The organism is Kocuria sp. KH4, from assembly GCF_053711175.1.
The window spans coordinates 18,435-41,421 of record NZ_JBSJYX010000026.1; the positions used below are offsets into that span (position 1 = coordinate 18,435).

26 protein-coding genes and 2 pseudogenes are annotated in these 22,987 nt (G+C 66.9%); 11 read left to right on the plus strand and 17 right to left on the minus strand.

What is annotated here, in order from left to right:
- Nucleotides 1-323 precede the first annotated feature (323 nt).
- Together ACWCOM_RS15815 and ACWCOM_RS15820 are read right to left on the minus strand one after the other, a co-directional pair.
- On the minus strand, nt 324-758 hold the full coding sequence (locus tag ACWCOM_RS15815) for a hypothetical protein (RefSeq protein ID WP_454549709.1): 435 nt from the start codon (nt 756-758) through the stop codon (nt 324-326).
- A 275-nt stretch (nt 759-1,033) separates the two neighbouring features.
- Nucleotides 1,034-1,222 carry a CsbD family protein gene (locus tag ACWCOM_RS15820; protein ID WP_454549710.1) on the minus strand — a complete coding sequence of 63 codons (189 nt, stop codon included), beginning with the start codon at nt 1,220-1,222 and terminating at the stop codon, nt 1,034-1,036.
- Between the two features lie 626 nt (nt 1,223-1,848).
- Between ACWCOM_RS15820 and ACWCOM_RS15825 the strand changes: the two genes are divergently transcribed.
- The 4 genes from ACWCOM_RS15825 (at nt 1,849) to ACWCOM_RS15840 (ending at nt 5,248) form a co-directional block, all read left to right on the plus strand.
- Nucleotides 1,849-3,084, plus strand: a complete 1,236-nt coding sequence (locus ACWCOM_RS15825) for a GAF domain-containing SpoIIE family protein phosphatase (protein ID WP_454549711.1) — start codon at nt 1,849-1,851, stop codon at nt 3,082-3,084.
- Between the two features lie 134 nt (nt 3,085-3,218).
- Nucleotides 3,219-3,716 carry a DUF1990 family protein gene (locus ACWCOM_RS15830; protein ID WP_075872997.1) on the plus strand — a complete coding sequence of 166 codons (498 nt, stop codon included), beginning with the start codon at nt 3,219-3,221 and terminating at the stop codon, nt 3,714-3,716.
- A 164-nt stretch (nt 3,717-3,880) separates the two neighbouring features.
- Entirely contained in the window at nt 3,881-4,135 is a 255-nt protein-coding gene (locus ACWCOM_RS15835; RefSeq protein WP_176337443.1) for a hypothetical protein, read from the plus strand.
- Nucleotides 4,136-4,756: 621 nt separating this feature from the next.
- Nucleotides 4,757-5,248 (plus strand): excalibur calcium-binding domain-containing protein, encoded by a 492-nt coding sequence (locus ACWCOM_RS15840; protein ID WP_454549712.1) that lies wholly within the window; start codon nt 4,757-4,759, stop codon nt 5,246-5,248.
- A gap of 357 nt (nt 5,249-5,605) precedes the next feature.
- Here the strand turns inward: ACWCOM_RS15840 and ACWCOM_RS15845 are convergent, their stop codons facing one another.
- The 6 genes and pseudogenes from ACWCOM_RS15845 to ACWCOM_RS15870 form a co-directional block, all read right to left on the minus strand.
- Nucleotides 5,606-6,352 carry a hypothetical protein gene (locus ACWCOM_RS15845; RefSeq protein ID WP_454549713.1) on the minus strand — a complete coding sequence of 249 codons (747 nt, stop codon included), beginning with the start codon at nt 6,350-6,352 and terminating at the stop codon, nt 5,606-5,608.
- Between the two features lie 19 nt (nt 6,353-6,371).
- Nucleotides 6,372-6,497, minus strand: a complete 126-nt coding sequence (locus ACWCOM_RS15850; RefSeq protein WP_454549714.1) for a hypothetical protein — start codon at nt 6,495-6,497, stop codon at nt 6,372-6,374.
- A 33-nt stretch (nt 6,498-6,530) separates the two neighbouring features.
- Entirely contained in the window at nt 6,531-6,704 is a 174-nt protein-coding gene (locus tag ACWCOM_RS15855) for a hypothetical protein (protein ID WP_290468143.1), read from the minus strand.
- 130 nt (nt 6,705-6,834) lie between these two features.
- Nucleotides 6,835-7,071, minus strand: a pseudogene (locus tag ACWCOM_RS15860) (IS5/IS1182 family transposase); the annotation flags it as partial.
- A gap of 359 nt (nt 7,072-7,430) precedes the next feature.
- Entirely contained in the window at nt 7,431-7,586 is a 156-nt protein-coding gene (locus ACWCOM_RS15865; protein WP_154676747.1) for a hypothetical protein, read from the minus strand.
- Nucleotides 7,587-7,882: 296 nt separating this feature from the next.
- Nucleotides 7,883-8,107 (minus strand): hypothetical protein, encoded by a 225-nt coding sequence (locus ACWCOM_RS15870; RefSeq protein WP_136341466.1) that lies wholly within the window; start codon nt 8,105-8,107, stop codon nt 7,883-7,885.
- An 833-nt stretch (nt 8,108-8,940) separates the two neighbouring features.
- Between ACWCOM_RS15870 and ACWCOM_RS15875 the strand changes: the two genes are divergently transcribed.
- Complete coding sequence (locus ACWCOM_RS15875; RefSeq protein ID WP_454549715.1) at nt 8,941-9,795, plus strand: DUF2382 domain-containing protein; 855 nt, start codon at nt 8,941-8,943, stop codon at nt 9,793-9,795.
- Nucleotides 9,796-9,950: 155 nt separating this feature from the next.
- Here ACWCOM_RS15875 and ACWCOM_RS15880 read toward each other — a convergent pair whose 3' ends face one another.
- Nucleotides 9,951-10,625, minus strand: coding sequence for a hypothetical protein (locus ACWCOM_RS15880; protein ID WP_217905554.1), 675 nt, complete (start codon nt 10,623-10,625; stop codon nt 9,951-9,953).
- 241 nt (nt 10,626-10,866) lie between these two features.
- On the opposite strand from ACWCOM_RS15880, the pseudogene ACWCOM_RS15885 reads away from it, so the two are divergent.
- From ACWCOM_RS15885 to ACWCOM_RS15910, 6 genes and pseudogenes are all read left to right on the plus strand, one after another.
- Nucleotides 10,867-11,417: pseudogene (locus tag ACWCOM_RS15885) on the plus strand (transposase); the annotation flags it as partial.
- A 366-nt stretch (nt 11,418-11,783) separates the two neighbouring features.
- The gene (locus ACWCOM_RS15890) at nt 11,784-12,140 is read left to right on the plus strand and encodes a hypothetical protein (protein ID WP_047801998.1); all 357 of its coding nucleotides are present in this window, start codon (nt 11,784-11,786) and stop codon (nt 12,138-12,140) included.
- A complete protein-coding gene (locus ACWCOM_RS15895; protein ID WP_454549716.1) occupies nt 12,137-12,439 on the plus strand; it encodes a hypothetical protein in 303 nt (100 codons plus the stop codon). Before ACWCOM_RS15890 ends, ACWCOM_RS15895 begins: the two co-directional genes overlap by 4 nt.
- A 712-nt stretch (nt 12,440-13,151) precedes the next feature.
- The gene (locus tag ACWCOM_RS15900; RefSeq protein WP_062737277.1) at nt 13,152-13,583 is read left to right on the plus strand and encodes a general stress protein; all 432 of its coding nucleotides are present in this window, start codon (nt 13,152-13,154) and stop codon (nt 13,581-13,583) included.
- A 135-nt stretch (nt 13,584-13,718) separates the two neighbouring features.
- On the plus strand, nt 13,719-14,732 hold the full coding sequence (locus ACWCOM_RS15905) for a hypothetical protein (RefSeq protein ID WP_454549717.1): 1,014 nt from the start codon (nt 13,719-13,721) through the stop codon (nt 14,730-14,732).
- 326 nt (nt 14,733-15,058) lie between these two features.
- Nucleotides 15,059-15,841: a hypothetical protein gene (locus tag ACWCOM_RS15910; RefSeq protein ID WP_176337463.1), complete on the plus strand. Its 783-nt coding sequence runs from the start codon at nt 15,059-15,061 to the stop codon at nt 15,839-15,841.
- 92 nt (nt 15,842-15,933) lie between these two features.
- On the opposite strand, the gene ACWCOM_RS15915 is transcribed toward ACWCOM_RS15910, so the two are convergent.
- The 8 genes from ACWCOM_RS15915 to ACWCOM_RS15950 all read right to left on the minus strand — a co-directional run bounded on the left by ACWCOM_RS15915 (nt 15,934) and on the right by ACWCOM_RS15950 (nt 22,771).
- Entirely contained in the window at nt 15,934-16,179 is a 246-nt protein-coding gene (locus ACWCOM_RS15915) for a hypothetical protein (RefSeq protein ID WP_047801992.1), read from the minus strand.
- Nucleotides 16,180-16,517: 338 nt separating this feature from the next.
- Nucleotides 16,518-17,195 (minus strand): PepSY domain-containing protein, encoded by a 678-nt coding sequence (locus ACWCOM_RS15920; protein ID WP_454549718.1) that lies wholly within the window; start codon nt 17,193-17,195, stop codon nt 16,518-16,520.
- 42 nt (nt 17,196-17,237) lie between these two features.
- Entirely contained in the window at nt 17,238-17,831 is a 594-nt protein-coding gene (locus ACWCOM_RS15925; protein ID WP_454549719.1) for a recombinase family protein, read from the minus strand.
- Nucleotides 17,832-18,347: 516 nt separating this feature from the next.
- Complete coding sequence (locus tag ACWCOM_RS15930; RefSeq protein WP_454549720.1) at nt 18,348-19,676, minus strand: hypothetical protein; 1,329 nt, start codon at nt 19,674-19,676, stop codon at nt 18,348-18,350.
- A 65-nt stretch (nt 19,677-19,741) separates the two neighbouring features.
- Nucleotides 19,742-20,734: a glycosyltransferase gene (locus ACWCOM_RS15935; protein ID WP_454549721.1), complete on the minus strand. Its 993-nt coding sequence runs from the start codon at nt 20,732-20,734 to the stop codon at nt 19,742-19,744.
- A gap of 112 nt (nt 20,735-20,846) precedes the next feature.
- Nucleotides 20,847-21,668: a hypothetical protein gene (locus tag ACWCOM_RS15940; protein WP_454549722.1), complete on the minus strand. Its 822-nt coding sequence runs from the start codon at nt 21,666-21,668 to the stop codon at nt 20,847-20,849.
- Between the two features lie 423 nt (nt 21,669-22,091).
- Complete coding sequence (locus ACWCOM_RS15945) at nt 22,092-22,268, minus strand: hypothetical protein (RefSeq protein ID WP_454549723.1); 177 nt, start codon at nt 22,266-22,268, stop codon at nt 22,092-22,094.
- A 347-nt stretch (nt 22,269-22,615) separates the two neighbouring features.
- The gene (locus tag ACWCOM_RS15950) at nt 22,616-22,771 is read right to left on the minus strand and encodes a hypothetical protein (RefSeq protein WP_154676747.1); all 156 of its coding nucleotides are present in this window, start codon (nt 22,769-22,771) and stop codon (nt 22,616-22,618) included.
- Nucleotides 22,772-22,987: the final 216 nt, after the last annotated feature.

Consider the following 22,987-nt stretch of genomic DNA (forward strand, 5'->3'; position numbering starts at 1 on the left):
TTATCGTCTGCCCCCTGACCGACTACCTCGACGCGGCACCTTCGGGATGCCGCCTGCCGGGCGGCCGGCTACTTGACCACCCGACAGACAGCCCGCTGATCATCCCATCGAATGGCTCGCCTCGGAGCAACCCACTTCACGGTCTCGCGCACCAGCCGTGCGCAAACCGGATGGCATGTTGTTGCCCCCTCCACCCCGGGAGGGGCGGCCTCGACGCGCAAAACGCCCGTAGAGGAACCCCAACTGCCAGGGGGTGATGCACCTCAGCTGTCACTTGCAGATGCATCAGTGCTCGAGCGGGGCCGTTCCGAGGCGAGAGGTGCTCAGCGCGTGAACTCGCCACAGGCCTGCAGCAGTGCCAGGGCTGAGGCGGTAGTGGTGTCCATGATCCGCCCTGAACACAGGTGGCGGAGCAACTGCTGCTCATCGGCCCACTCCACCCCCGGGAGACCGGCCGGCTCCAGCGCTCCCCCGTGCTCGGCATCGGTCCGGCGCGCCACCGCCAGCAGCACGTCGATCCGTTCATCCTTGCGCTGATCGGCGTAGAGGGCCCCCAGCGGAGCGATCACCGCCGCGGACATGCCCTGCCCGAACTCCTCCGTCAACAACAGCGCAGCCTCGGCGCGCAGCTCGTCGGGGTCGACCACCGGTCCCTGCGGAAAGACCAGCATCTGCCCACCCGGGTCCAGGTCGGCCTGGGCCAGTCCGTACCGGGTCTGAGCCCCGGAGCCGTCGTGGACCCGCGGGATCACCACCATCGATCGCTGGGCAGGTACGGGGTGCACAGGAGCGGGTCGGCCCGGAGCCACGTCGGTCATCGAAGCTGTCCTCAGATCGGGGAACGCACCAGCACCTGCGGCCTTACAACGGGCAGGTAGTGCGCACCGACAGACTACGATTCATAGCTCAACACCACCCGAGAGAACCACCAGCGGGACCTCGACGAGTCCGGCCTCAGCCAGAGCGCACACCGACTGCACCGCGGCCACCGGGAAGGACACGGCCCGCCCGTGGTGGGGCGAATCGGGCCGAGCTACTCGTCGTCCACGATGTCCCGGGCGGTGTCCTCGACGTCCTGGCCAGCCTGCTTGGCCTGGCCCACCGCGTTCTGCGCCTGACCTTCGGCCTGCAGAGCAGGACGGTTGGTGGCGGCGCCGATTTTGTCCTTGGCCGCACCCACGGCCTTGTCCGTGGCAGCACCGAACTTCTTCGCGAATCCCATGAGCACTCCCCTCCTCAGGTCCACATATTTCATCAGACTCAGCATCGCGGCCCAAGCAGAAATGGGTGGCGAATGCCCTCGACCGGAGCGCCGGGTGAGCGCGGGCCTGACCGCTGACCACGCCCGCTGTCCCGGACACCGGCTGGGCAACGTTCAGGCCCTCACCCCAGAACTGACCCAGACGCGAGGCAACACAGACCGCATCGGGCACCACGGTCACGGATTCAGCCGGCGCAGCACGACACCGGGATGGGGGCCGTCCCCCCGAACATGATGAAAAAGTCCACAGAACATGGCCGCCACCCGGCATATGCAGAGCGGAGGCATCGGAAGCGGTGTTGGCTACACTGCGTGCCGGCCGACCAGCAGCTGTTTAGCTACCCGGTGGATCGACTGCAACAACCATGGTTTCAAAAGGGCAGGGAGCCTTCACGCAGCAGCCCTGGCTTGACCCGTCAGGTGTCCGGGGCAGCCCCCGGACCTCCGGTGCAACGGGGTGGATCGAGGCGGTAGCCGGGGCCTGGCCATTCGCGCCACAGGCGGTGGCGCCACCGGGTGGAGCCGACGGCGGCAAGGGATTGCCGCTCCAGCTACGTGTGGGGGCGCGAGTCAGTACAGTCGTCGAGATGGATTCTGTTGCCCAGCCACCGGAGCCCGACAAGCCGTTGGAGGGCCCACCGCTCCCGGACGCCGCCGAAGCCGCACGTCTGGGGGCCCTGCATGCTCTGGGTCTGCTCGACACGGCCCCCGAGGAACGCTTCGACCGCATCGTGGCCCTGGTCCGGGTGATCTTTGAGGTGCCCGTCGCGGCGATCACGCTCATCGACGCGGACCGGCAGTGGATCAAGGCCGCGACCGGCATGGAAGCCGGGGCTTCCGTCCCCCGGGACTACTCCCCCTGTCACTACACCGTCCAGCATCCGGGCCCGTTGGTCATCACCGACACCGCCCTGGAGGCCAGGGTGATCGACATGACCGTGGTGCGCCAGGGAATCCGCTTCTACGCGGGGCAGCCGCTGAAGGCCCCCACCGGGGAACGGGTCGGGTCGCTGTGCATCATGGACACCGCAACCCGCCGGTTCACCCCCGGCGAGCAGGAGATCCTGGCTCAGATGGGGCAGCTGGTCGAGGGGGAACTGGCCGCCTCCGACGAGCTGGCCGCCGCGGCCGCCGCCCAGCGCGCCCTGATCCCGGCCGGAGCTATCCAGGTACCCGGCTACGAGCTCGCCGGCCGGTCGACTCCGGCCAGGCGCGCGAGCGGAAGCTACTTCGACTGGCACCTGGCCGAGGGTTTGGTGCAGCTCCAGGTCGCCGACGTGGTCGGCGGTGGGGGCTCCTCTCCTGTGATCGCCGCCTGCGTGCGGATCCTGTTGCGGTCCCTGGCCCAGGGCACCGGCCATCATCGGGCCACTGACCGGGCCGCGGAGGGCGTCTGGGCCCTGCTGGGCGGGATGGGGACGTTCGTCACCGCCTTCGCCGCCACCCTGGACCCGGCCACCGGAACACTGACCTACGTGCTGGCCGGGCCCGGGGTGGCTGTGATGCTCGATCCCGACGGTGGACACCACCGGCTGCCGGGATCCGGCCCCGCCTTGGGACTGTCCCCCAGCTACGGCACCGGATGGCGGGTGCGCACCACCGTGGTGGCTCCCGGCCAGACACTGCTGGTGCTCAGCGACGGGTTCCTGAATCTGGACCCGAACACACAGAAACAGTTGGACCACACCCTGCAGCAAGTGGCGCAGCGCCACCAGGGTGACATCGGGGTCCACCAGGCAGTGGAGCTGACCACCGCCTGGGCAGTGGCTCAAGGACACCCCATCGACATCACTACTCTGGCCCTGCATCGAGCTTCACGTTGATGGGCCGGAGCTACCACTACAACACCACGGGTTCACTCCGATCGGGCCTGCTGCACGACCAGAAAACATCTGAGCTGGCTTGATGGCCGCTATCCGGGCCATATGTAAAGCGCCTCCTTGGCATAGTGAGCGCTATGACTCTGCTCGACCGCCTGCTGACCTACCCGGAGATCGGCGCCACCGCTGGGCAGCTGCCCGACGGATACAACCATCTGAGGGTCCACCGGGTCATCGGCCACGGGGAGTCGACGTTCCACCGCGCCGCCGATCGATTGATGAGCTGGCAGATGCACCGAGCGGCCGGACTGACTGTCGTGGCCACCACACCGCGCGTCGAGCAGGACAGCCGTGTCCGTCTGCGCCTGGGCTGGCACCTGTTGCGGATCTCCTTCGGATGCCGGGTGGTCTACGTCGTGGAGGAAGAGCGCCGGCGGGGCTTCGCCTACGGGACCCTGCAGGGCCACCCCGAGCAGGGCGAGGAGAGGTTCTGCGTCGAATGGCGGGAGGACGACACCATCGTGTTCACCATCACTGCCTTCTCCCGTCCAGGCACCTGGTGGTCCCGCGCCCTGGCGCCGGTCAGCCATCGCCTGCAGCAGCGATACACCCGCCGGTACCTGCACGCCCTGTAGCGCCTCTTCGAAGGCCAGCGAGGGTGCGCCACAGCAACCATGGGCGTGGCCTCGACGTGCATTAGCCTGCACGCCAGCACAAGTGCGCCTTCTCCGTGCGCGCTGGGCCTGATAGTTCTGGGCTTGAGCCGAGACAAAGCGGAAAGTTCTACAGGAGGTGTGCAGTGGAGGACATCTTCTGGCCGGCCCTGATCATGGGCCCCGTGATGATCGTCTTCGGCATTGTGGTCATCAGGTTCCGCAAAACGCTGATCTCAGTCATCATCGAGGCCCAAAGCGTGCTGTTCGGCCGGCGAGTCGGTCAGATCTTCGCAGATCGCACCGGCTCTTCGGCGCTGCTCTCTCCCGGGGTCGGCGCCGTCGTCCTGGGGGTCGTGATCATCTTGATGGGTCTGTTCCTGCCGCGGGAGATGTTCTAGTGGGGTGGCCGAGCCTTGTCTTGGGTGCTGCCATGGTGATCACCGGCGTGGTCCTCCTGCTCTGCCGGAAGTCACTTGCGGGTCTCTACGCCTCACGGCGCCAGGCTCCTCCGCCGGATCATCCGCAGTACCGAGCAGAACCTGCCTTCACCGCCGGTCCCATCGGCGTCCTGGGATGTGCTGGCATCTTGGCTGGCCTCATCGTGCTCGGGGCAGAGGTGCTCTGACCCTCCGCGCACGGGAGGGCCAACCTCAACGCACCTCCCAAGGTCACTACATCATGCCCGGGCGGAGACTCACCCCGGCGCGATGAGCAACTTCATGTGCAACGCCGCAGTCCCCGCAGTGCAACGGAGCATCAGCAGTTCCCTGCGGGAAGGCGGGGGCACCGAGGCGCGACCGGAGGCTCTGCTCCGGGGACGGGGTCCACGGCGTGGTCCCCGGTGCCATGGACGGGAACGGGGCGGCCGCCGCGCCGTGCATAGGTTTCGCCTCGGCCCAATGAACTCCTGAAATCAACAAGACTGGAACAGATCAGGTTTGTGTCGCTGACGGGATTGACTCAAGAATGTCGGCTGGATACGTTGCAAAGACAAATACCTCTCAGAAAGCGACAAACAGATGCGAAAAAGCGCAGCAAGTGCCGCACTGATCACCGCCGTCGGATTTTCAGCCCTCAGTGCTGCCCCGGCGTCGGCCGACGTTTACGGACCCATCTTCCCCGTCTGTGATGCAGCCTTCGCCGCAGGGGTGTACAACATCCCCCAGGGCAGCCCGGCGTACCACCCCGCTCTGGACACCGACGCCGACGGCGTGGCGTGTGAGAGCGAGGCTTACGCCTACGACGCCGCGACGGTGGCCGAGATCGTGGAGCAGCGTGAGCTGGCCCGGGACACTCTGCCCCCGAACACCGGCATCATCGCCGGCCCCGATGGCACTGGTCTGGAGGAGGCACCGCAGATCGAGCAGGTCCCCGTCGGCGGCGCCGACACCGGCGTGGCCGTGGAAACCGCCGACGGCGACAGCGCCGCCGCGGTGACCGGTGGCCTGGCCCTGACCGTGACCCTTGCTGGTAGCGCGTTCTGGCTGCGACGGCGCGCCCGCACCGCCTGAGCAGCACGCCTACGGCCCCGGTAACCCTCGCACCGGGTTGCCGGGGCCATTGGTGTACCTGTCGCAAGCACTGTCCCACCTCATGCATCACCGCGCCGGCAGAGCCGGGTCGACCACACGGACCCACCAGCAGAGGCCAAAAATTCCAGAGCTGAGTGTCCGACAATCCGCCTTATGTAAAAAGCGTTTGCAGAGCCCCTGCTGGTCATGAGCTTGGGCACCTGCCGTATCCCTCGGGGCCGCCCCCAGTGGCAAGCCAGGTCAACGACACCTATCCGTGCGGCAGTCCCAGTCGATGAAATGAGCCCAGCGATGCGGGCCACACGGTCGCCCCTCGACGACCTTGTCACTGGCAGTTCACCTGCGTGGTTGAGCCTGCACCTCCAGCTTGAGCATGCCTTCCGGGAACGCGCTCAGCGTTGTGGCCAGTTGCTGGTCGAGGTAGGTCAGCAGCAGGCGCCGGTAGACGATGCCTTCCGGGCTCACCCCGGCCCCACCGGCATGACGCCGTGTGGGCTCGACAGCACCGATAACGGCGTCCAGGCGTGCGAGGTCGTCGGCGGTCCACGGGCTCTGGTACACCCGCAGGCGCCCACCGTACACGGGCAGAAGGGCTCGCCGGGCCGCTGTGACATCGGTGGCCGAGACCACGATCTCCTCTACCCCATCCGGGGCCACCCGGCGGAATCGCCACAGCACGACACCGGTCTCGAACAGGGGGCTCTCGACGGTTCGGGTGGCTTCGTCCACCGGGTGCATCGGCGCATCCTGTGACTGCGCCGGCAACCGCAGGGGTGACGCCGCCGGGATGATGTCGGTCACGGTGTCCACATACAGCTTCCCGTCGGACCACATCCCGGTGGCCAGCACCCGGTGACCGATTCGGTCGATCAGCTCTTCGTCCCGACCAGGCCCCCGGGGGAACAAGACGACGACGGGCGCAGAGGCGGGCAGACGAGGATCGACGGGCCACGGCTCCTGGTGCCACCAGACCAACCCGTGTCCTTCCTGCTGCACGCGCACCAGACGCCCGGTAGCCACCGCCTTCTGCCCGTCGGCCAGGACCAGGTGATCGAACCGTGGGTCCTTCGATTGACTGTCCACCGCTGGTTCCTCCACGTTCCTAGGAGCGCTTGACCTCCAGCATCATCCCAAATCGTGTCGGACGGACAGTGACCGTGGACCGGTTGCGGCATTGGTAGTCCACGATGTCGGTGTAGACCCCGGCCAGGTAGGCCCCGCGCCGCATGCAGGCGCTGTAGCTGGAGTAGATGGTGTCGTCTCAAGGGATCCAGATCAGGTTGTGGTCCATGGGAGCGTACTCCCCGCCCTGGAGCGCGGCAGACCCGACGGTGGCCGCGGGCACGGTAGCCGATGCGGCCGGCGCGAGGGAGGAAAGACTCATGACGGCGGCGAAACCAGCCGCAGCCAGTCCTCGAACGATCTTGTGACGCATGACGTGCTCCTCAAGCTGGGAGGTCGCCCCGCCGACCCGGTGAAGCGTGCCGTAACCCTAAGACGTTCGCAAAGTCAAATCCCTGACTTCCGTTTAGAGCCACAACGATGTCTTCTTACCGGGTTCCGCGCTAACGGCTCGTTGGCACGAGAGCGGCAGCAACGATGTCCCCGATGCGTGAGGGTAAGAGGCTGACGTGGCGCAGGGCGGCCCAGCGTTGGCCCAGCAGCGCGTTGGCGCGTTCCCCGATGGCGCACATGCCGCTGACCAGCGCGTTGTAGGCCCGGCTGTCGATTTCGAGGTGGAAGCCCTTGATCGGGGTGTGCACCCCGATCCCGGCGCCCTGGTAGCCCTTGTCGGTCGGAAGCCTGCACAGGGCGCAGCAGACACCCGCCGGTGTGTCGAGGCCACGCTCCGGCGATCGGGTCAGGCGGAACGAACATGAAGCCCGGTCGACCACGCACCAGCAACATCGAGGAGCACAAGACCCGAGGTGTCACCCCGAACCGTCGCCGGTGTGAACCGACAGATCGCAGTGTTGTGGGAGCTCTCGTTCACAGATCGTCGTCACTTTTGCGAACGGACTGGCGGGTGGCGGATACTGGAGGTGGGAACTGGCGTGCTCACACCCACCGTTTCCCGGGAGGCCTGGTTGACCAGGCCGCGCCTCCCAGAAGAAAAAGCCGGGCGGCCGCCCGGCTTTTTCTATGCCCCCCCCAGCCCGGGCTAGTCCAGAAACCGCCGCCACCAGATCCCCACCACCACAGCACCCGGAACCAAGGCAACAACAGTGCCCACCACGAAGTCTTCGACCAGGACACCGATCACCGCAGCCAGCAGACCCACCTGCACCCCGGCCAGCAACACCAGGATCCAAGCCATGTCGCGACGCTGCCGGGTCTTCCACTCCGCGCGCCTTCTGTGCATTCGTAAAACGCTACGGGTCGGGTCCCCGCAACACCTTATCGCCGCGCTTCGTTACGCCACACCCCGATGTAGGGCGGCACACCTCATGCAGCACGTGGTCGCCATGACGGCAGCGCATGGCGACATGGCGGGAAACTCACCATGCCTGTCGAAGTGAAGAGAGCCGGCGCAGCAGAACAAGAGAGGAGGGGCCAGAGCTGACCCGCCCCGGCTCCTCCCGTGACACCTCAGGCAACCCGAAGCGCCTGTAGTCACGGGGTGGTCGTCGCATTCTCGTTCCGCATGCCGTGGCGGGCGATGAGAGCCAGACATACCCCCACGATGGAAAGCGCAAGACCCAACAAGAAAAGCAGGCCGAGACCGATGTCCGGGTCCGCGCTGTAGCGTCCCTGCAGGGACGATGTCACCTTGGTTGCCAAGGCCAGGATTGCCCCAACCGGGATGAGGACAAGCCCAATGCGGTACATGCTTTTCATTGCGCCATTCTAGTTATTCCGTCCGGCGCCCTTGTCGTAGCCATCACCCACAGCTCGCGTCACGAGAGCAGCTGGTGCGCGCGGTAGCCAGGCCCCCTCATGTGGCAGTCCAAGCACGGCCACGCCCTACGACACTTCATCTACCCGTATCGCTTAGGCATGCTGGCCATCCTGACCGGGAGACTCCACGTGACAAGCACTCCCCGGGCAGAGATCAACCCCATCTGCAACTCCGTCCCCACGTGCAATGGCCGGCATCCGGTCGCACATAAAGGGCGACAACGCGCCTGCGTCCGCGCCGTCGCCGGTCCGATCAGGAGTTGTCCGGACGACCCTGAGGCAGTGATCGCATCCCGGATACAGGACGCAGCCAGCCTGAAGGAATCCCGGGCACGGAACCGCCAACATAGTGACAAGCATGCTTTCTATCAGTAAGCTTCATACTTACGCTGGCCGCAGTGGTCGGCGTACGGGGTGATCGCACGGTCGGGTACGACGGTGCCGGCACCCCGGGAGCCTGCCGTTACTCCGCGGTGAGGTTGTCGCCTCCGCGCCGCCAGCCATGACGGCGCGGAGGCGTTCCCCGTGGGTATCGACCTTGTGAGACGACCTCAACGGCACCGCCCTGTCTCGGCCGCGGCGGCGAGGGACCGCATGGGTCATCCCGAGCCACACAGAGCCTCAACTCTTAGTGGGACCATTGATCAGCAGGCTGATTATCAGTAGGGTGAGAGGCAGCAGCCGAACGCACCACTCCGCCCACCGGCGGGCACCGTCTGCGCCGGGCTTCCGCCCGTGAGTTCGTGCCACGCGAATTACCCAAAGGAGATTTCATGGCCACCTACGACGTCAATGCCCTTCTCTCCGCCACCGCCTACGGGTCGGACGGCGACAAGATCGGCAAGGTCGAGCAGGTCTTCCTGGACGACACCACCGAAGAGGTCACCTTCGTGACCGTCAACACCGGCCTGTTCGGCACCAAGGAGAGCTTCGTCCCCGCCGACGGCGCCCGACAGGACGGCGACCGCCTGGTCCTTCCCTACACCAAGGACGTCGTCAAGGACGCCCCGAACGTGGACGCGGACCAGCACCTCTCCCCGGCCGAGGAGGAGGAGATCTACCGCTACTACAAGATGAACTACTCCGGCACCGGTGGCCGCGAGGACCGACACGCCACGGAGATCGATCGTAACGCCGCTCCGGCGGCCGGAACCGCCGGGTACACCCGCAATGACCGGTACACCGACGACACCGCGGACCGTCACGACACCGCCGCTCGCGCTGATCTCGACGACAACGAGGTCATTCGTCACGAGGAGCGCCTGCGCGTGGGCAAGGAGCGTCAGGAGACCGGCCGCGCCCGTCTGCGCAAGTACGTCGTGACCGAGCACGAGACTGTTGACGTCCCCGTCCAGCGCGAGGAGGTCCGGGTCGAGCGGACCCCCCTCGACGGCACCGAGGTCACCGGCGGCACCATCGGTGAGGACACCGTGGAGGTCACCCTCCACGAGGAGCGCGCCGTGGTGGCCAAGGAGACCGTGGGCGTCGAGAAGATCGAGCTCGAGAAGGAAACCGTCCGCGACACCGAGCGCGTCAACGCCGAGGTCCGCAAGGAGCAGGTCGAGATCGAGACCGACGCCGAGCGCGGCACCGGCCTGACCGACAAGGATCGCCGCGACCGCATCTGATCGCACCCGATCGACTCCGGGGCCCCCGTCACCGTTGCGGTGACGGGGGCCCCGTCGTCGTACCGGGTACACCGAGCAGCGGCACCTCGATCGGAGCCCTGTCCGGCAGAACCTGGTCGGCCGCACAGACGCCGTCTGACCTTGACCGCGGGTGCTCAGGACGTGCTCTGCGGACGGTCGTTCAGCAGCCCGGGAACGGCTGTGGAGGTCCGCAACCACCCGGCCAAGTCACGATCAATGATGCCGGCAAGCTTGAGACAGGCCTGATGGGCGTCCTGCGCCTCGAGCCTGATGCGCTGACCAGGCAGTGGGAAACCGTTGACGAACGGCTCGTGGTGAGCCGCCCGGTTACGGGCAGCATGGACCACGGTGACTGTCTCCAACGTCCACGAGCGGGTGAACTGGGCTCCCTCGGCCCGGGCCATGAGCCGGCCCCCGGGAAAGGCCCGGTGCAGGCAGTGCACCCACAACGCTTCGTGGTCGGCGCGGAACCGCTGCGGGGCCCGGCCCACATACCCGCCGGGCTCGAGGAGGCCCTTCCAGAAACCGAGCATCAGCCGGGCCACCAGATGGCCCGGTGTTTGACTCCCCGATGGCAGGGCCCCCCACGCCTGGGCAAGGCTCTGCCGCGTCGGCCCGTCAAAGCCCACGTCGACCTCGAACCATCGGGGGCCGTAGGCGGCCGTGAGCTGATCGTTGAGCGCGTTGCGCAAAGCGACTTCTACGATGGCGACATCAGCCAACAGGGCCGCAGCAACATCACGATCCCAGATATAGAGCTGCGTGGCGAGACCGACTTCATGGCCGGCGGCGTGCAGATAGCTGCCCATCCGCAACGGAGTGATCGCCCGTTGCAGAGCACGTTGATGCGCCCCGTTGCTCCACCCCGGTGCTGCCATAGATGTCCGGTCCTGCCTTCGCTACACTAGATCGCGTAGTCCCCGGATCCGCCTCTCTGGACATGAGCCATGATGCGGCCGGGGTATTTTTCTGCCCTCACCCTACTGGCCCCGTGACCGCACCGAGAGCGGGGTAGAGACAGGCCGGTGGCGATCGAGCCGGGCATCGTGAAGAAGCGGCAGCGTGGCAGACATGGTGCTCTCGCTGTCCACCCACGGGCTCGCACACGGTGACACCAGTGCGCGCCTGGCCGAGGTCTAGGGTACGGAGGTGTCGAAGACGACGATCTCCACGATCACGAACATGGTCCTCAGGTGCATGACCGAGTGACAGAACCGCGCCCTGGACCCGGCGCTCCTCGTGGATTGCATCCACCTCAAGGTGCGCGACAGACAAGTCGCGAACCGGCCGATCTTTATCGCCCTGGCCGCGACCGTGGACGGCAACCGCGACATCCTGGAGCTGTGGGGCGGCGCCGGCGGAAAGGGCGCAAAGTACTGGCTTGCAGGTCCTGACCGAAATCAAGAGCCGCGGGGTCGAGGACGTGCTCATGCTCGCCTGCGACGGCCTCAAGGGTCTGCCCGATTCCGTGGCCAGCGTGTGGCCGACCACGATCGTGCGAACATGCGCGATCCACCTGGTGGTGGCGAGTTTCCGCTACCCCCGCACGGCAGGACTGGGACGCGATCTCTCAGGCCGCGACCGTGGACGAGACCACAGAGGGGACTGCAAGAAGAACGGTGGGGCGGGCCGGATCCAAAGAAGACGTCTGTGTCAGTGTCTACGGCTGAGATGACAGGCACGATGATCCCTCCGGTCACAGGATCACGCACCAAAGATTTCGTCCTTCCGCGCAACACCGAAGCCCACCGCCACCTCAACTTGGGCGAGATGGCCCTCCAACAGGTGGCCAGGGTGCCAGGGCCGGACCAGCATCCACGTCGAGGCCTGGACCCCGGATATCTGAAGGCACCGGTGGGGTCGGTGCGATAGGAAGTGTGCTGGCGTTCTCGGTGGTGCCTGACATATCCTGGTCTCCGGTCAAGCAGCGGGCCACGACCCCTTTTCGCGTATCGAAAGCTGCTGCCATGGACCACAAGATTTCTGTGACCGTCCACGTCGATCTCGACGGACGCAACGTCCGGATCGTTGTCACCGGATGTCTCACCGAGTTCAGTCAGCGGGCCCTGCACCCGCTGATCCGCCGGGCCCGCACCCTGACCCCCACCGTTGAGGTCACGGTCGATCTCACCCGAGTACGCCATCTGGAGCCCCTCGGTCTGGACCTGCTGCGCCAGGCCGTGGATCAGGACGGGGCCGGGGGAACACGGTCACCGGTGCACTTGGTAGTGGCCCAGCCCAGCCGTTCCCGACCGGTGCCCCCGCTGGGCGCACGCCCCGCCGCGCGCCCGGGCACCGGTGCTGGTGGGAGGATCGCGGCATGAGCATGTCCACCCACGTGCTCATCGACGACCCGGCTGCCGCAGTTCCTCTGAGTCCGTCGACGCCTCCGGGTCGGCCCCGTACCTGTCTGGGACCGGATGAGCCTTTCCCCGGTGTACTGGCCGAGCTGCCGCTGACCCAGGTGCAGGTGTTGCACAACCGGATTTGCTGCCAACTCGATGAGGACTACCGCACCGATCCCTCCGGGCCGCACCCGGTGACCCTGGATCGACACCACGAGCTGGTCGAAGAGCTGGCGATCCGCACGCGTGTGGCAGCCAAGCACGGGGCGCACCGGTGAACCGGTGCGGTGTCCGAACCAGTCCCCTGCAACCAAGCCGGATCATCCGGGGTGCTCAGGGGGTCCTCGCCGGCCGCACCGGGGGGCACCTGGGGCAATCGAGACTGGCCCCGACCGTGTCCTGTGCGCCCACGGTCCCGGCGACCACCGTGCGGGCCCCGCAGCGTGGGTGTCCTGCCCGGCTCTCTCCCCCGCGAACTGGGCAGGAAGAACCACGGGCCGGGACGCTCTTGACACCCCCGGTTCCCGAGCCCGGCACGGTGGCGAGGGTGGTCGCCCAGTCGGTAGCCGCCACCCCGGGGGTGCTGCAGCTGATCCCCACCGTGCTCACCAGGGTCCTGGCCATGATGTGCGCCTGGACGGAAGCGGTCCACCGGATACGGCACCGCCGACCCGGGGGCATCGGGGCGTGCACCGGGGTGTGCGTGCACGTTCGAGGGGCACAAGTGCAGGTGGCGGTGGATCTGTCTTTGGATCCGGCTACTGTCCCGACAGATCAGAAGCTGCAGGCGGCGGTGGCCATCACGGCCGCGGTGGAGTGCTGCGTCCAGGAGACCCTCACCGGGCTGGGGTGCAGTTCCGCCGGTGTGGATATCACCGTCCACGCTCTGCACCAGTCCACCCGCCGGCAACGAAACCTTCGATCGAACCGGAAGTGAGGCCCGTGTCCCATCCCGCCGCCGTCCCACCGGCTACTGCCACCCACTTTCGGGTGCTGCGCACCGTGCCCAACTACACCGAAGCACAACAGGTCGTCGACGCTCTCTCCGACGCCCGGTTTCCCGTCGAGCATGTGCGGGTGGTCGGCACCGGCCTGCGCCTGGTCGAACAGATCACCGGGCGGATGACCTACGGCCGGGCCGCTGTGCTCGGAGCCGGAACCGGGGCGTGGCTGGGACTGTTCCTCGGACTGTTGCTGGGCATCCTCACTCTCATCGGCTGGTGGCCGGTGCTGATGTGGACCCTCGTGCTGGGGGTGATCTGGGGACTGGTCCTAGGACTGGTCGCTCACGCCGCCACCGGTGGGCGGCGTGACTTCTCCAGTGTGCAGGGCCTGGAGGCGGATGCTTATGACGTGCTTGTCGACGCCGACCACTTCGACGCGGCGACCACCACGCTCAACAGCAAGGGCCCGAACCCGTGAGCTGCACAACAAGGAAGGTACCCGCTGTCATCACCACCCGGTGCACCCGGCCAACCGCCTGTGCCTGCTGATCCGTCCTCGACCGCCGCAGACCCCGTCGATGACCCCACCCCTCCGGAGCTGGCCTTGGGAATCGTGATCTCTCCGCAGGTGGCGGGGCTGGTGGGCCCCGAGGTCGCTGCCACGGTCTCGAGCTTGTTGCGGGACCGCCACCCGAACGTGCTGTGGCAGGTGGTAGTGATCGAAGACCGGCTGGTGGTCCCGCCGGCGGATGCCCTCGATCTGTTGGAAAGCGCCCGCGACCGGATGCTGGAGGAGAACTGGGACCTCTCCGTGGTGCTCACCGATCTGCCGCTGCGGCACGGGCGTCGACCGGTACTCACCCAGGTGAGTCCGCTGCACGGTGTGGGGCTCGTCGACGTCCCCGCCCTGGGGGCGGTGCACGTACGACAACGGTCGCGGGAGGCCGTGGTGGCCGTGGCAGGACAGCTACTGGGTTACCACCCCACACACGCCGACGCCGCGCAGAGCTTCACCACCCGTGCCCGGCAGATGGCCAACGACCTCGACGACCGCGCCGAGGACCACCTCGTGCCCTTCACCGCCCGGGTGATTACCGGCAACCTGCGATTGTTGTTGGGCATGGTCCGCACCAACAGGCCCTGGACACTGGTGGTCCGGTTGTCCCGGACACTGGTCGGGGCCGCAGCCACAGGGGTGCTGACCCTGGTGGCCTCCGATGTGTGGCTGCTCGCCTCAGCCTACGGGCCGATACGACTGGCCCTACTGGCGGCGTTGGCGGTCGGAGCCGTCAGCGCCACCCTGATCCTGGGCGCCGGGCTGTGGGAACGGCCACGGCGACCCGGCGAACGGGAGCAGGTGGTCCTGTTCAACCTGGCCACCGCCACCACCGTGGCCATCGGCGTGGTCGTGTTCTATCTCGCCCTCTTCGCCGTGTCCTGGCTCGGTGCGCTGCTGCTGGTCGAGGCCGGGGCGCTGAGCGAGGTCCTGGCCCGGCCGGTCGGGGCGGGAGACTACGCCAAACTCAGCTGGCTCACGGCCACACTGGCCACCGTAGGCGGGGCCCTAGGCGCGGGACTGGAAGACGACGACGCGGTACGCTCCGCCGCTTACACCCACTCCGACTGAGTCACCTCCCGCAGAACGCCTCGTGGCCCGCCTGAGACGTCATCGCCCCCAGCCACCACCTTGTAACCCATTCCCGGGCCTTTGTCCATCATCGCGGTGCGGGTTGCACTCACGGTCCGAGTCAGGAAGACTAATCAGTGTACTTACTATTGGCTTGGTTCCGGCCCTGCACCCCGTCGCATCTCGCCAGAGCCGACCAGCGCTTCGTCGCGATGACACAAGGGTTGTCCTAACAGGGCCGCGACAGGCCCCGCAGAGCGCACACCATGTGCTCAGGCCACGAAAAACTCCAACCGGTAGCACCATCTGTCCAACGAGGAGCCATCATGTCCAGTACCCCCGCCAACTCCGCCTCCACGTCAGGTTCCTTCCCAACCGGCACCGGGGACACGGCCAGCCACACCTACCAGGCCCCCAAGCCGTCCTGGAAGGACACCGCCCTGGGCGATGACCGGGAGGGTAATCCCCGCAACATCTCCTGGGGGGCGGTGATCGCCGGGGTCGTCACCTTCTTGGCCTTGACCCTGTTGCTGTCGCTGATCACCGCCGCCCTGGGGTTGGGCATGGCGGATCTGACCTCGGCCAACCCTGGGGAGGGGGTGGGCATCGCCACCGGCCTGTGGTCCATCGTGACCCTGGTGTTGGCCCTGGCCGCCGGTGGTTACGTCGCCGGCGCCCTGGCCGGTCGGGCCGGGCTGATCCACGGGTTCCTCACCTGGGCCACCGCCCTGCTGGCCGCCGTGGTTCTCGCCGGCCTGCTCGTGGGCAACATCCTGGGCGCGGCCGGGAACCTGCTGGGCTCGGCCACCTCCACCGTCACCGACGCTGCAGCGCAGAACCCGGGCCAGGCCGCCTCGCTGGCCCCGGAGGTGGACCCCGCCGAGGCTGAGCAGGCCGCCGAGAACGCTCAGCAGGAGGCTGGTCAGGCCGTGGAAGAGGCCGCCCCGGAGGCCGAGCAGGCCGCTGACACCGCCGCCGCCGGTTCCCTGTGGACCTTCGCCGGGCTGCTGCTCGGGGCGATCATCGCCTCGATCACGGGCCTGCTCGGCTCCCGGTCCGTGACCCGGGACCACACCAAAGACCCCGAGGTGCGCGCCTCCCGCAGCTGATCGACTGCAGCAGGTGAGCGCTCCGGCGGTCACTTCATGAGCAAGCCCCGCCCGAGAAGTTCCTCGGGCGGGGCTTGCTCGCGGTGTGACGGTCAGGATCCGTAGTTCTCGAAGATCAAGTCATCGGTGTTCTTGTCCAGCTGCATGGCGCTGCTGTGCTGGATCAGTCGCGCCACCGTGGACGCCTCACTGTCGGGCACCACGAGCAGGTACTCCTCCACTCCCTCATCCAGGGTCAGCTCGAAGGTGTACGCACCAGGCTGGCCCTCCCCGGCGTTGCTGCGGATCACATCGACGCTGGTGACCCGACGGATGTTCTTGCCCTGTCCTGCCGGCATGTGCTTCTCCTTCTCATGACGCCACGATCGTGGCGAACTCGGATAGCTGTCGCTGCGGGGGCGACTCGCCCCGCCGGTTGACTTTGACAACCCCGCGCAGGGCAACAGGTCATCCACGACCGCTCCACTGCGCAGCACTGTGAACGCTACCCAATGGACAGCAAGCTGACTAGAGCCGCTGAAGGCTGCGTTTCCCACCTGCATCCGGGGGCCCCTGTCCCCGCCCACCTGTGGGCCGGAGTAAAAATGGGCCTCGGCCAGAGCCTGTCGAACCTGCACCGGGGCTCTCACCGAACCGCCCCCAAGAACCAGTTTCCCCCGGGGTCGGTCCGGTGGGCTCAGCGATCGACCTTGAGCACGGAGCCGTTGTCGACGTTGACGTACACATCCACCGAGGTGCCCTGATCATCGTCGATGTCGACCTCCCACACGGTGGTGCCGTCCTCGGTGTCCAGCTGGGCGCTGTCCAGGGTGCCCTCCACCTCCTCCAAAGCGGTGCGCACGGCATCCTCCAAGGGCACCTGGACCTGGGCGAGGTTCTCCCGGTCCTGCTGGTCCAGCTCGTCATCACTCTCCTGCGCAGTGACCTCCTGCCCGTCGGCGGAGACCTCCACCTCCTGCTCCCGGTCCTCCACGGCCAACTTCACCTCCCACCCGTCACCGGCGTCCTTACGATCGATCTCGAAGACCTGCCCACCAGCCACGGATTCCTCCGCGGCCACGATCGCCCCGGCCACCGCACCGGCCTCCGCCCCGACCCCGGCCGCCCCGGAAGCCGAGGGAGACGCCGAGGCGCTCTCGCCCGCGGTCGCCGCGCCGGAGGGAGACGCCGAGGCGCTCTCGCCCGCGGCGGCGCTCTCGCTGGCGGTGGACTCGGTAGTGGCCGCACTCGTAGCGGACCCGCCAGTGGTCTCCTCACCACCGCCCTGGCCTCCGCCGTCGGCACAACCGGCCAGCAAGAGAGCGGAGAGCGCCAGGGCGCTCAGGGACAGAATGTTTTTATCAGTGTGCTTCATAACTGCTTATTGTGGTGGGGTCGGCCTACCGGCGCAAGAAGATCACCGGCTCAGAACACCCGGCCGCACACATCCATCACGAAGGCCCGCATCACCGGACCTCCCGGGCACCGAAGACGGCATGGCCGGCGGCAGCAGCCGCCTCGGCGTTCCCGATCTCGACCTCGTCGGCGGGCAGCCCCCCGGCCCGGTGCAGCCGGTGGACGGCGCGGACCTGCTCGGGGCCGTCGAGGACTTGCGACCCAGCTGCACCACGCAGGCCCGGGCGGGCTTCGGCCCGTCCTGGACACGCCCCACGATCAGCGCCTGTTGGTACTCGACCATCACCGCGAATACATTGAGCTGAAAGCGTCCGGCCCCGAAGGGGTCGACGGTATCGCTGAGACTACGCAGGATGACTCCGAGACGAATCAGTTCGTCAATGGCGGTGACCATGTGCACCAAGGACCGGTCCAGCCGGCCCAAAAGGTAGTGCACGAAGGCGCCCTCCTCCCGGGCCTCGGCCATGAGCGCGGCCTGGCCCAGGCCCTCGGCTTGGGTGCCGCTGACCTTGTGGGCGAAGACCAGCTTTGCCGGCACTCCGGTCTCGGTGAGTGCGCGCAGTTGCACATCAAGGTTCCAGGAGGTGGGGGGCACCCGGGCGTGGCAGCCGCCCGACGAGGCGGGCCGGACCCGCTCACTGCTCAACCAGCCCCCGCAGCGGCGCGCCCGAAGCCCCGCAGCCGCGCCTGGGGGCATCGCACTTCCACGGTTACGCGGGTTCCGCCACCGGCGGCACACCGGATGACCCGTCACGAAGCGAAGCAAAGCTCCTACCCATAGCAAGTTTGCTGTCTAATGCCTACCCTGATAAGGCGCTGTTCCGATGCACAGCGCCGCGGAATGCCCTCAGGGGGATGCCACTGCTGTCGCCCCCGACGGGCCCCGCACGCCAAGTGATCACACCTTGGCACGGACGCGCCTTCCGCCACTCCGTCCCGCGGGCGGAAGGCGCGTCCCCCACACGATGGGTCCCCGACCACGTCCACCGCTGCCAGCACTGGCTCGACGAGATCGACCATCAACGCCTGAAAACCGCTTGACGCCAATAGGAGCATCCGTTAGAGCGACAGTCCCTGCCAGGATTCCCGAACCGGGACTGTTGACACCCGTTCAGGATCGGTCGGGGGCGGGGGTTGGGTCGTGTCCTGGTGCCGGTTCCGCGGCCTTGGTTTCGTCTCGTTGCGCACCCGTCGTGGGTCCAGGACCCGGGGTCGGGGCGGGGGTCGGTCGGGCGGCGGCGGTGAGGCAGGCGGCCGTGCCGATGGCCAGGGCGGTGGGGATACCACGGTAGGTGAACAGGGCGTGGATCTGGGAGTGGTTGCTGAGTGCTTCGTACCAGAAGGGCACGGCAAAGGCAGGTAAGGCCAGCACCACGGCTACTGCCCAGCGGGTGAGCCCGGCCCGCCGCAACGCCAGGAAGAGTCCGGCGGCCACCGTCACGAGGCAGCCGATCAGCACCAGTTCCGCCGTGGGCAGGACCCGCCACCAGTAGATGGCGTTGCTCAGGGTGCCTGCGCCCAGAGCCTCGGAAACCGCCTCGTGCTCGCCACCGGTCCGGAACCCGACGTTCTCCTGGACCGTGTCAAAGGTCTCGGAGAAGCCGAGGAAGACAGCGCCGAAGACCCATCGTGACACCCAGGTGATACCGAAGGCAGCCGGCCAGACCGCCCCGCCCACCAGCACCCCGACGAAGGCGTCCCGGAGCCGGTCGGTGCGGAACCACACCACGGCCCCGAGCACGAAGGCGGACATCGCCCAGGGCACCGCCGGGGTGGTGAGCAGATCCACGTAGCAGAACAGCGCCGCGCCCAGCAACGCACCGTAACCGCCGAGCCGGATCGAGCGCCCGGACCCGACCGCGGTGAGCAGCACCGAGAGGAAGACGAAGGCGATGGAGATCGACTGGCTGAAGGACGTCGACGGCGTGGACAGCAGGTTGGTCCCCACCAGGAATGGCAGGATCAACCCCAACGCCACCGCGGTGGTGGTCCGGGCGCGGAGCGCGAGGAAAGCACCGACGGCCGCGAGCAGCATGAGGGTGCCCGCCACGATGCGCAATCCCTCCAGGCCCATCAGTGCGAGCACGGGACGGGTGATCACGGTGTAGCCGGCCCAGTACTTGTAGTAGTTGCTGTCCTGGATCACCGCGCCTTCCGCGATGGCTTGGAGGTCACCGGCGCCGCCGGCGCAGTTGCCGATCCGCGGCATCCGCACGGCCCGGTCGAAGGCGGATTCCTCCGGAGAGGCACCCAGACCCGTGCCCACCACCACGCACTCCGTAAACGTGTCCGAGACCCCGCCCATCCGATCGATCATGGCGTTGGGCCCGTAGGTTCCGTCCTCGACCGCGGCCAGCAGATGGTTGACGATAGGCCGGTCCGGTACCGCCTGGCCCACCACGAGCAGACCGAACAGGGCGAACTGCAGCACCAGGAGCATCCCAAGGCCTTGAACCCAAGGAACCAGCGGCAGCCATCGCCGGCGCGAGGTCCTCGAGGCCGGGCTCATCTGGCCCACCGCCGCTGGTCTGCCGCCGGAGGCGGGCACGATCTGGTCTCGCCTTGGCCGCTCCAAGGAGGAGCGGGCTGACGCAGGTAGAACAGCCGGGAGGTCTCCCGGCGGATCTTGGCCTGGCCGTGCAGCAGGACGCCCATGAGCAGGAACACCCCGGAGAGGATCATCACAGCCGCAGCCAGGAACGCCGTCGGGAATCGGGGGACGAGCCCGGTGCCGGCGAATTCCACCACCACAGGCACACCGAGGACCAGGCCCAGGAGGAACAGTCCCAGCGAGACGATGCCTGTCGCCAGGAACGGGCGCTCGTGAAAGAGCAGCTGCCCAAAGATCCCCAGAATCCGAAAACCGTCGTGGTAGGTCCGCAGCTTGCTCTCACTGCCCTCGGCCCGATCACGGAAACCGACCTCCACTTCAGCCTGGGGCACACGGGCGTTGACGGCGTGGACGGTCAGTTCCGTCTCGATCTCGAACTCCTTGGAAAGCGCGGGAAAAGATTTCACGAAGCGCCGGGAGAAGACCCGGTAGCCGCTGAGCATGTCCGAGACCTTGCGCTGAAAAGCGAAACTTACGAGTGTGTTGAAGAACTTGTTGCCGGACTCGTGCCCCGACCGGTAAGCGGTGCCACTGAGCTGCCGGCGCACGCCCAGCACGTGATCGTAGGGACCGGAGAGCAACGTGTCGATCATCGCGGGCGCCTGCGCCACGTCATAGGTGTCGTCGCCATCGATGAGCAGATAGACGTCGGCGTCCAGATCCGCGAAAGCCCGCCGCACCACATTGCCCTTGCCCTTCTCCTCCTCACGCCGCACGTGCGCCCCGGCCCGCCGGGCTGCCCCTGCCGTGTCATCGGTGGAGCAGTTGTCGTAAACGTAGACCTCGATGCCCGGCACCGTGGCGCGCAGATCAGTGACGACCTTCGCGATCGCGGCTTCCTCGTTATGACACGGGACGACTCCCACCACACGGATCGGAGCGGGCATGAGCATCCGTTGTGGATCTCCAGGGATTTGAGCTTCCTTCACGATCGCGTCAAACCTCCGGAGAAAAGAAACGCGGGAAGAAAAGGGTTTTCGGTGACCATGGTGTGTTTCACTACGGCCTCCTCGGGGCGATAGAACTCGAAGAGGCCTCGGCCGGAGCGTCGTGGTGCTGCTCGGCCGCTGCGGGCAACCGAGCGGAAGACTCGTTGAGGTCTGCTGCACGGCGCTCGAACCGGGCGTCGGAGGCCTCCGACGCCCCAGCTTCCTCCATGATTCGCGGGGGGTGCAATCGCGCCAGAGCGGTGACGAGCAATAGTGCCGCACCGGTCATTTCCAGCCCCTCCTCCACATGCGCGAGGAAATGACGGACAAACCAGTGCCCATCCACCTGCAGCACCAGCTCCTGGGCGACCTCAGCCCCGATCGCCCCCGTGAAGTAAATCCCGAAAGCCCCCAGCACCGCCCACCGGGCCCGCCCGGGCAGTGCCCGGCTGAGAAGCACAATGAACAGCACCACGGCCGCGGCCAGCGGAACGCCCAGCGCCAACCACATGTAATTCAGACCCGCGTCCGGCCACCAGTGCAGACCCACCAGAGCGAGCCGTTCGTGGAGCATGCTGGCCTCGTCCAAAGACATCAGCAGCACGATCCCGCCCAACATCCGCCAAGCCGTTCGCTCCCTGCGCCCGGCGCTGCCACCGCTCACGAGGAGCATCAGGACGCCTGCCACCACCAACAGGGACGTGTTCCACCAGGTCGGCAGACTGACCTCGTTGCCGATGTCCAGATAAATCCGCACCTCATGGGGCGGCGACCACCACGGTATGAAGAGGTTACCGAGCACGATCACCGCTGACACACCGATCAAGACGACAAAAACCCTGGTCGCCCGGCCCGCCGGGACAGGATGCGTCGGCCTTGACGTCGACACCACGAATCTCCTGGAGGTAAGGGGTAGTTCGGAATTGCTGGTGACGACCCGCGCCGTCACACCGTCATCACCGGCCCGCAGACGGACACTGCCCCGGAGGGAGGGGCTGATGATCCGATCGTAGCGGGCGGTTTCCCACACCCCACAAACGCATCTACCAATTCCTGCTCTTCCCATCTGTGGGCACTGCCGCCCTACGCGACCATGTTCGACCCGAGCGGGATGATCAGTGCTTCCTGGCCAACCGGCGCCAGAGTGTCGATGAGGGTCGACAGGCTAACGGACCGGAGGAAAGCGCACCATCATTTCTCGACGGCCTATAGGCATCAGGATCGGTAGGCAAGACACGGGAGCCTGGGGCATGGGACATTTCCCACGAAAGAGGCCGGTCTCTCCCCTCCAACATCTCCGTACCCCTCCCGCGACTCAGTGCACGTAGCGCCGCCACAACACCGCCGTCGCCAGAGCACTTGGCGCTGCGGCCGAGGCGAAGCTGGCAGCAGGGTGCTCGAGCAGCACATTCAGCACCACCCCACCCACCAGGACCAGCACACCCCCGAACAACACGACGATCCAAGCGATTTCCAGCTGGGACTCGCTCATCGGTCGATAACGTTCCTTTTCCATCTGACCGACCATAGGGCCCCCTCCTCTGCCCGGCGAACCAACCTCGATTTATGACCAGACGTTGTTCCCCCTGCCCGGGACAGCACCATCCGGGAACAGCGCCGGAAGAGCTGTCTGTACCGGCAGATCAGGCTGATGTAGGAACTCCCGTTCACAGATCGTCGTCACTTTTGCGAACGGACTGGCGGGTGGCGGATACTGGAGGTGGGAACTGGCGTGCTCACACCCACCGTTTCCCGGGAGGCCTGGTTGACCAGGCCGCGCCTCCCAGAAGAAAAAGCCGGGCGGCCGCCCGGCTTTTTCTATGCCCCCCCCAGCCCGGGCTAGTCCAGAAACCGCCGCCACCAGATCCCCACCACCACAGCACCCGGAACCAAGGCAACAACAGTGCCCACCACGAAGTCTTCGACCAGGACACCGATCACCGCAGCCAGCAGACCCACCTGCACCCCGGCCAGCAACACCAGGATCCAAGCCATGTCGCGACGCTGCCGGGTCTTCCACTCCGCGCGCCTTCTGTGCATTCGTAAAACGCTACGGGTCGGGTCCCCGCAACACCTTATCGCCGCGCTTCGTTACGCCACACCCCGATGTAGGGCGGCACACCTCATGCAGCACGTGGTCGCCATGACGGCAGCGCATAGCGAGATGGCGGGAAGATCACCATGCCTGTCGAAGTGAAGAGAGGGTGCTTT

Bases quoted from the DNA above. Each gene is read 5' to 3' on its own strand.
- ACWCOM_RS15820 (WP_454549710.1), bottom strand. From the start codon at position 1,222: ATGGGATTCGCGAAGAAGTTCGGTGCTGCCACGGACAAGGCCGTGGGT.
- ACWCOM_RS15915 (WP_047801992.1), bottom strand. From the start codon at position 16,179: ATGCCGGCAGGACAGGGCAAGAACATCCGTCGGGTCACCAGCGTCGAT.
- ACWCOM_RS15815 (WP_454549709.1), bottom strand. From the start codon at position 758: ATGGTGGTGATCCCGCGGGTCCACGACGGCTCCGGGGCTCAGACCCGG.
- ACWCOM_RS15895 (WP_454549716.1), top strand. From the start codon at position 12,137: ATGAGCATGTCCACCCACGTGCTCATCGACGACCCGGCTGCCGCAGTT.
- ACWCOM_RS15865 (WP_154676747.1), bottom strand. From the start codon at position 7,586: ATGGCTTGGATCCTGGTGTTGCTGGCCGGGGTGCAGGTGGGTCTGCTG.
- ACWCOM_RS15880 (WP_217905554.1), bottom strand. From the start codon at position 10,625: ATGGGCAGCTATCTGCACGCCGCCGGCCATGAAGTCGGTCTCGCCACG.
- ACWCOM_RS15890 (WP_047801998.1), top strand. From the start codon at position 11,784: ATGGACCACAAGATTTCTGTGACCGTCCACGTCGATCTCGACGGACGC.
- ACWCOM_RS15950 (WP_154676747.1), bottom strand. From the start codon at position 22,771: ATGGCTTGGATCCTGGTGTTGCTGGCCGGGGTGCAGGTGGGTCTGCTG.
- ACWCOM_RS15875 (WP_454549715.1), top strand. From the start codon at position 8,941: ATGGCCACCTACGACGTCAATGCCCTTCTCTCCGCCACCGCCTACGGG.
- ACWCOM_RS15920 (WP_454549718.1), bottom strand. From the start codon at position 17,195: ATGAAGCACACTGATAAAAACATTCTGTCCCTGAGCGCCCTGGCGCTC.
- ACWCOM_RS15830 (WP_075872997.1), top strand. From the start codon at position 3,219: ATGACTCTGCTCGACCGCCTGCTGACCTACCCGGAGATCGGCGCCACC.
- ACWCOM_RS15945 (WP_454549723.1), bottom strand. From the start codon at position 22,268: ATGAGCGAGTCCCAGCTGGAAATCGCTTGGATCGTCGTGTTGTTCGGG.
- ACWCOM_RS15840 (WP_454549712.1), top strand. From the start codon at position 4,757: ATGCGAAAAAGCGCAGCAAGTGCCGCACTGATCACCGCCGTCGGATTT.
- ACWCOM_RS15825 (WP_454549711.1), top strand. From the start codon at position 1,849: ATGGATTCTGTTGCCCAGCCACCGGAGCCCGACAAGCCGTTGGAGGGC.
- ACWCOM_RS15930 (WP_454549720.1), bottom strand. From the start codon at position 19,676: ATGCTCCTGGTGCTGCAGTTCGCCCTGTTCGGTCTGCTCGTGGTGGGC.
- ACWCOM_RS15910 (WP_176337463.1), top strand. From the start codon at position 15,059: ATGTCCAGTACCCCCGCCAACTCCGCCTCCACGTCAGGTTCCTTCCCA.
- ACWCOM_RS15935 (WP_454549721.1), bottom strand. From the start codon at position 20,734: ATGCCCGCTCCGATCCGTGTGGTGGGAGTCGTCCCGTGTCATAACGAG.
- ACWCOM_RS15870 (WP_136341466.1), bottom strand. From the start codon at position 8,107: ATGAAAAGCATGTACCGCATTGGGCTTGTCCTCATCCCGGTTGGGGCA.
- ACWCOM_RS15850 (WP_454549714.1), bottom strand. From the start codon at position 6,497: ATGCGGCGCGGGGCCTACCTGGCCGGGGTCTACACCGACATCGTGGAC.
- ACWCOM_RS15855 (WP_290468143.1), bottom strand. From the start codon at position 6,704: ATGCGTCACAAGATCGTTCGAGGACTGGCTGCGGCTGGTTTCGCCGCC.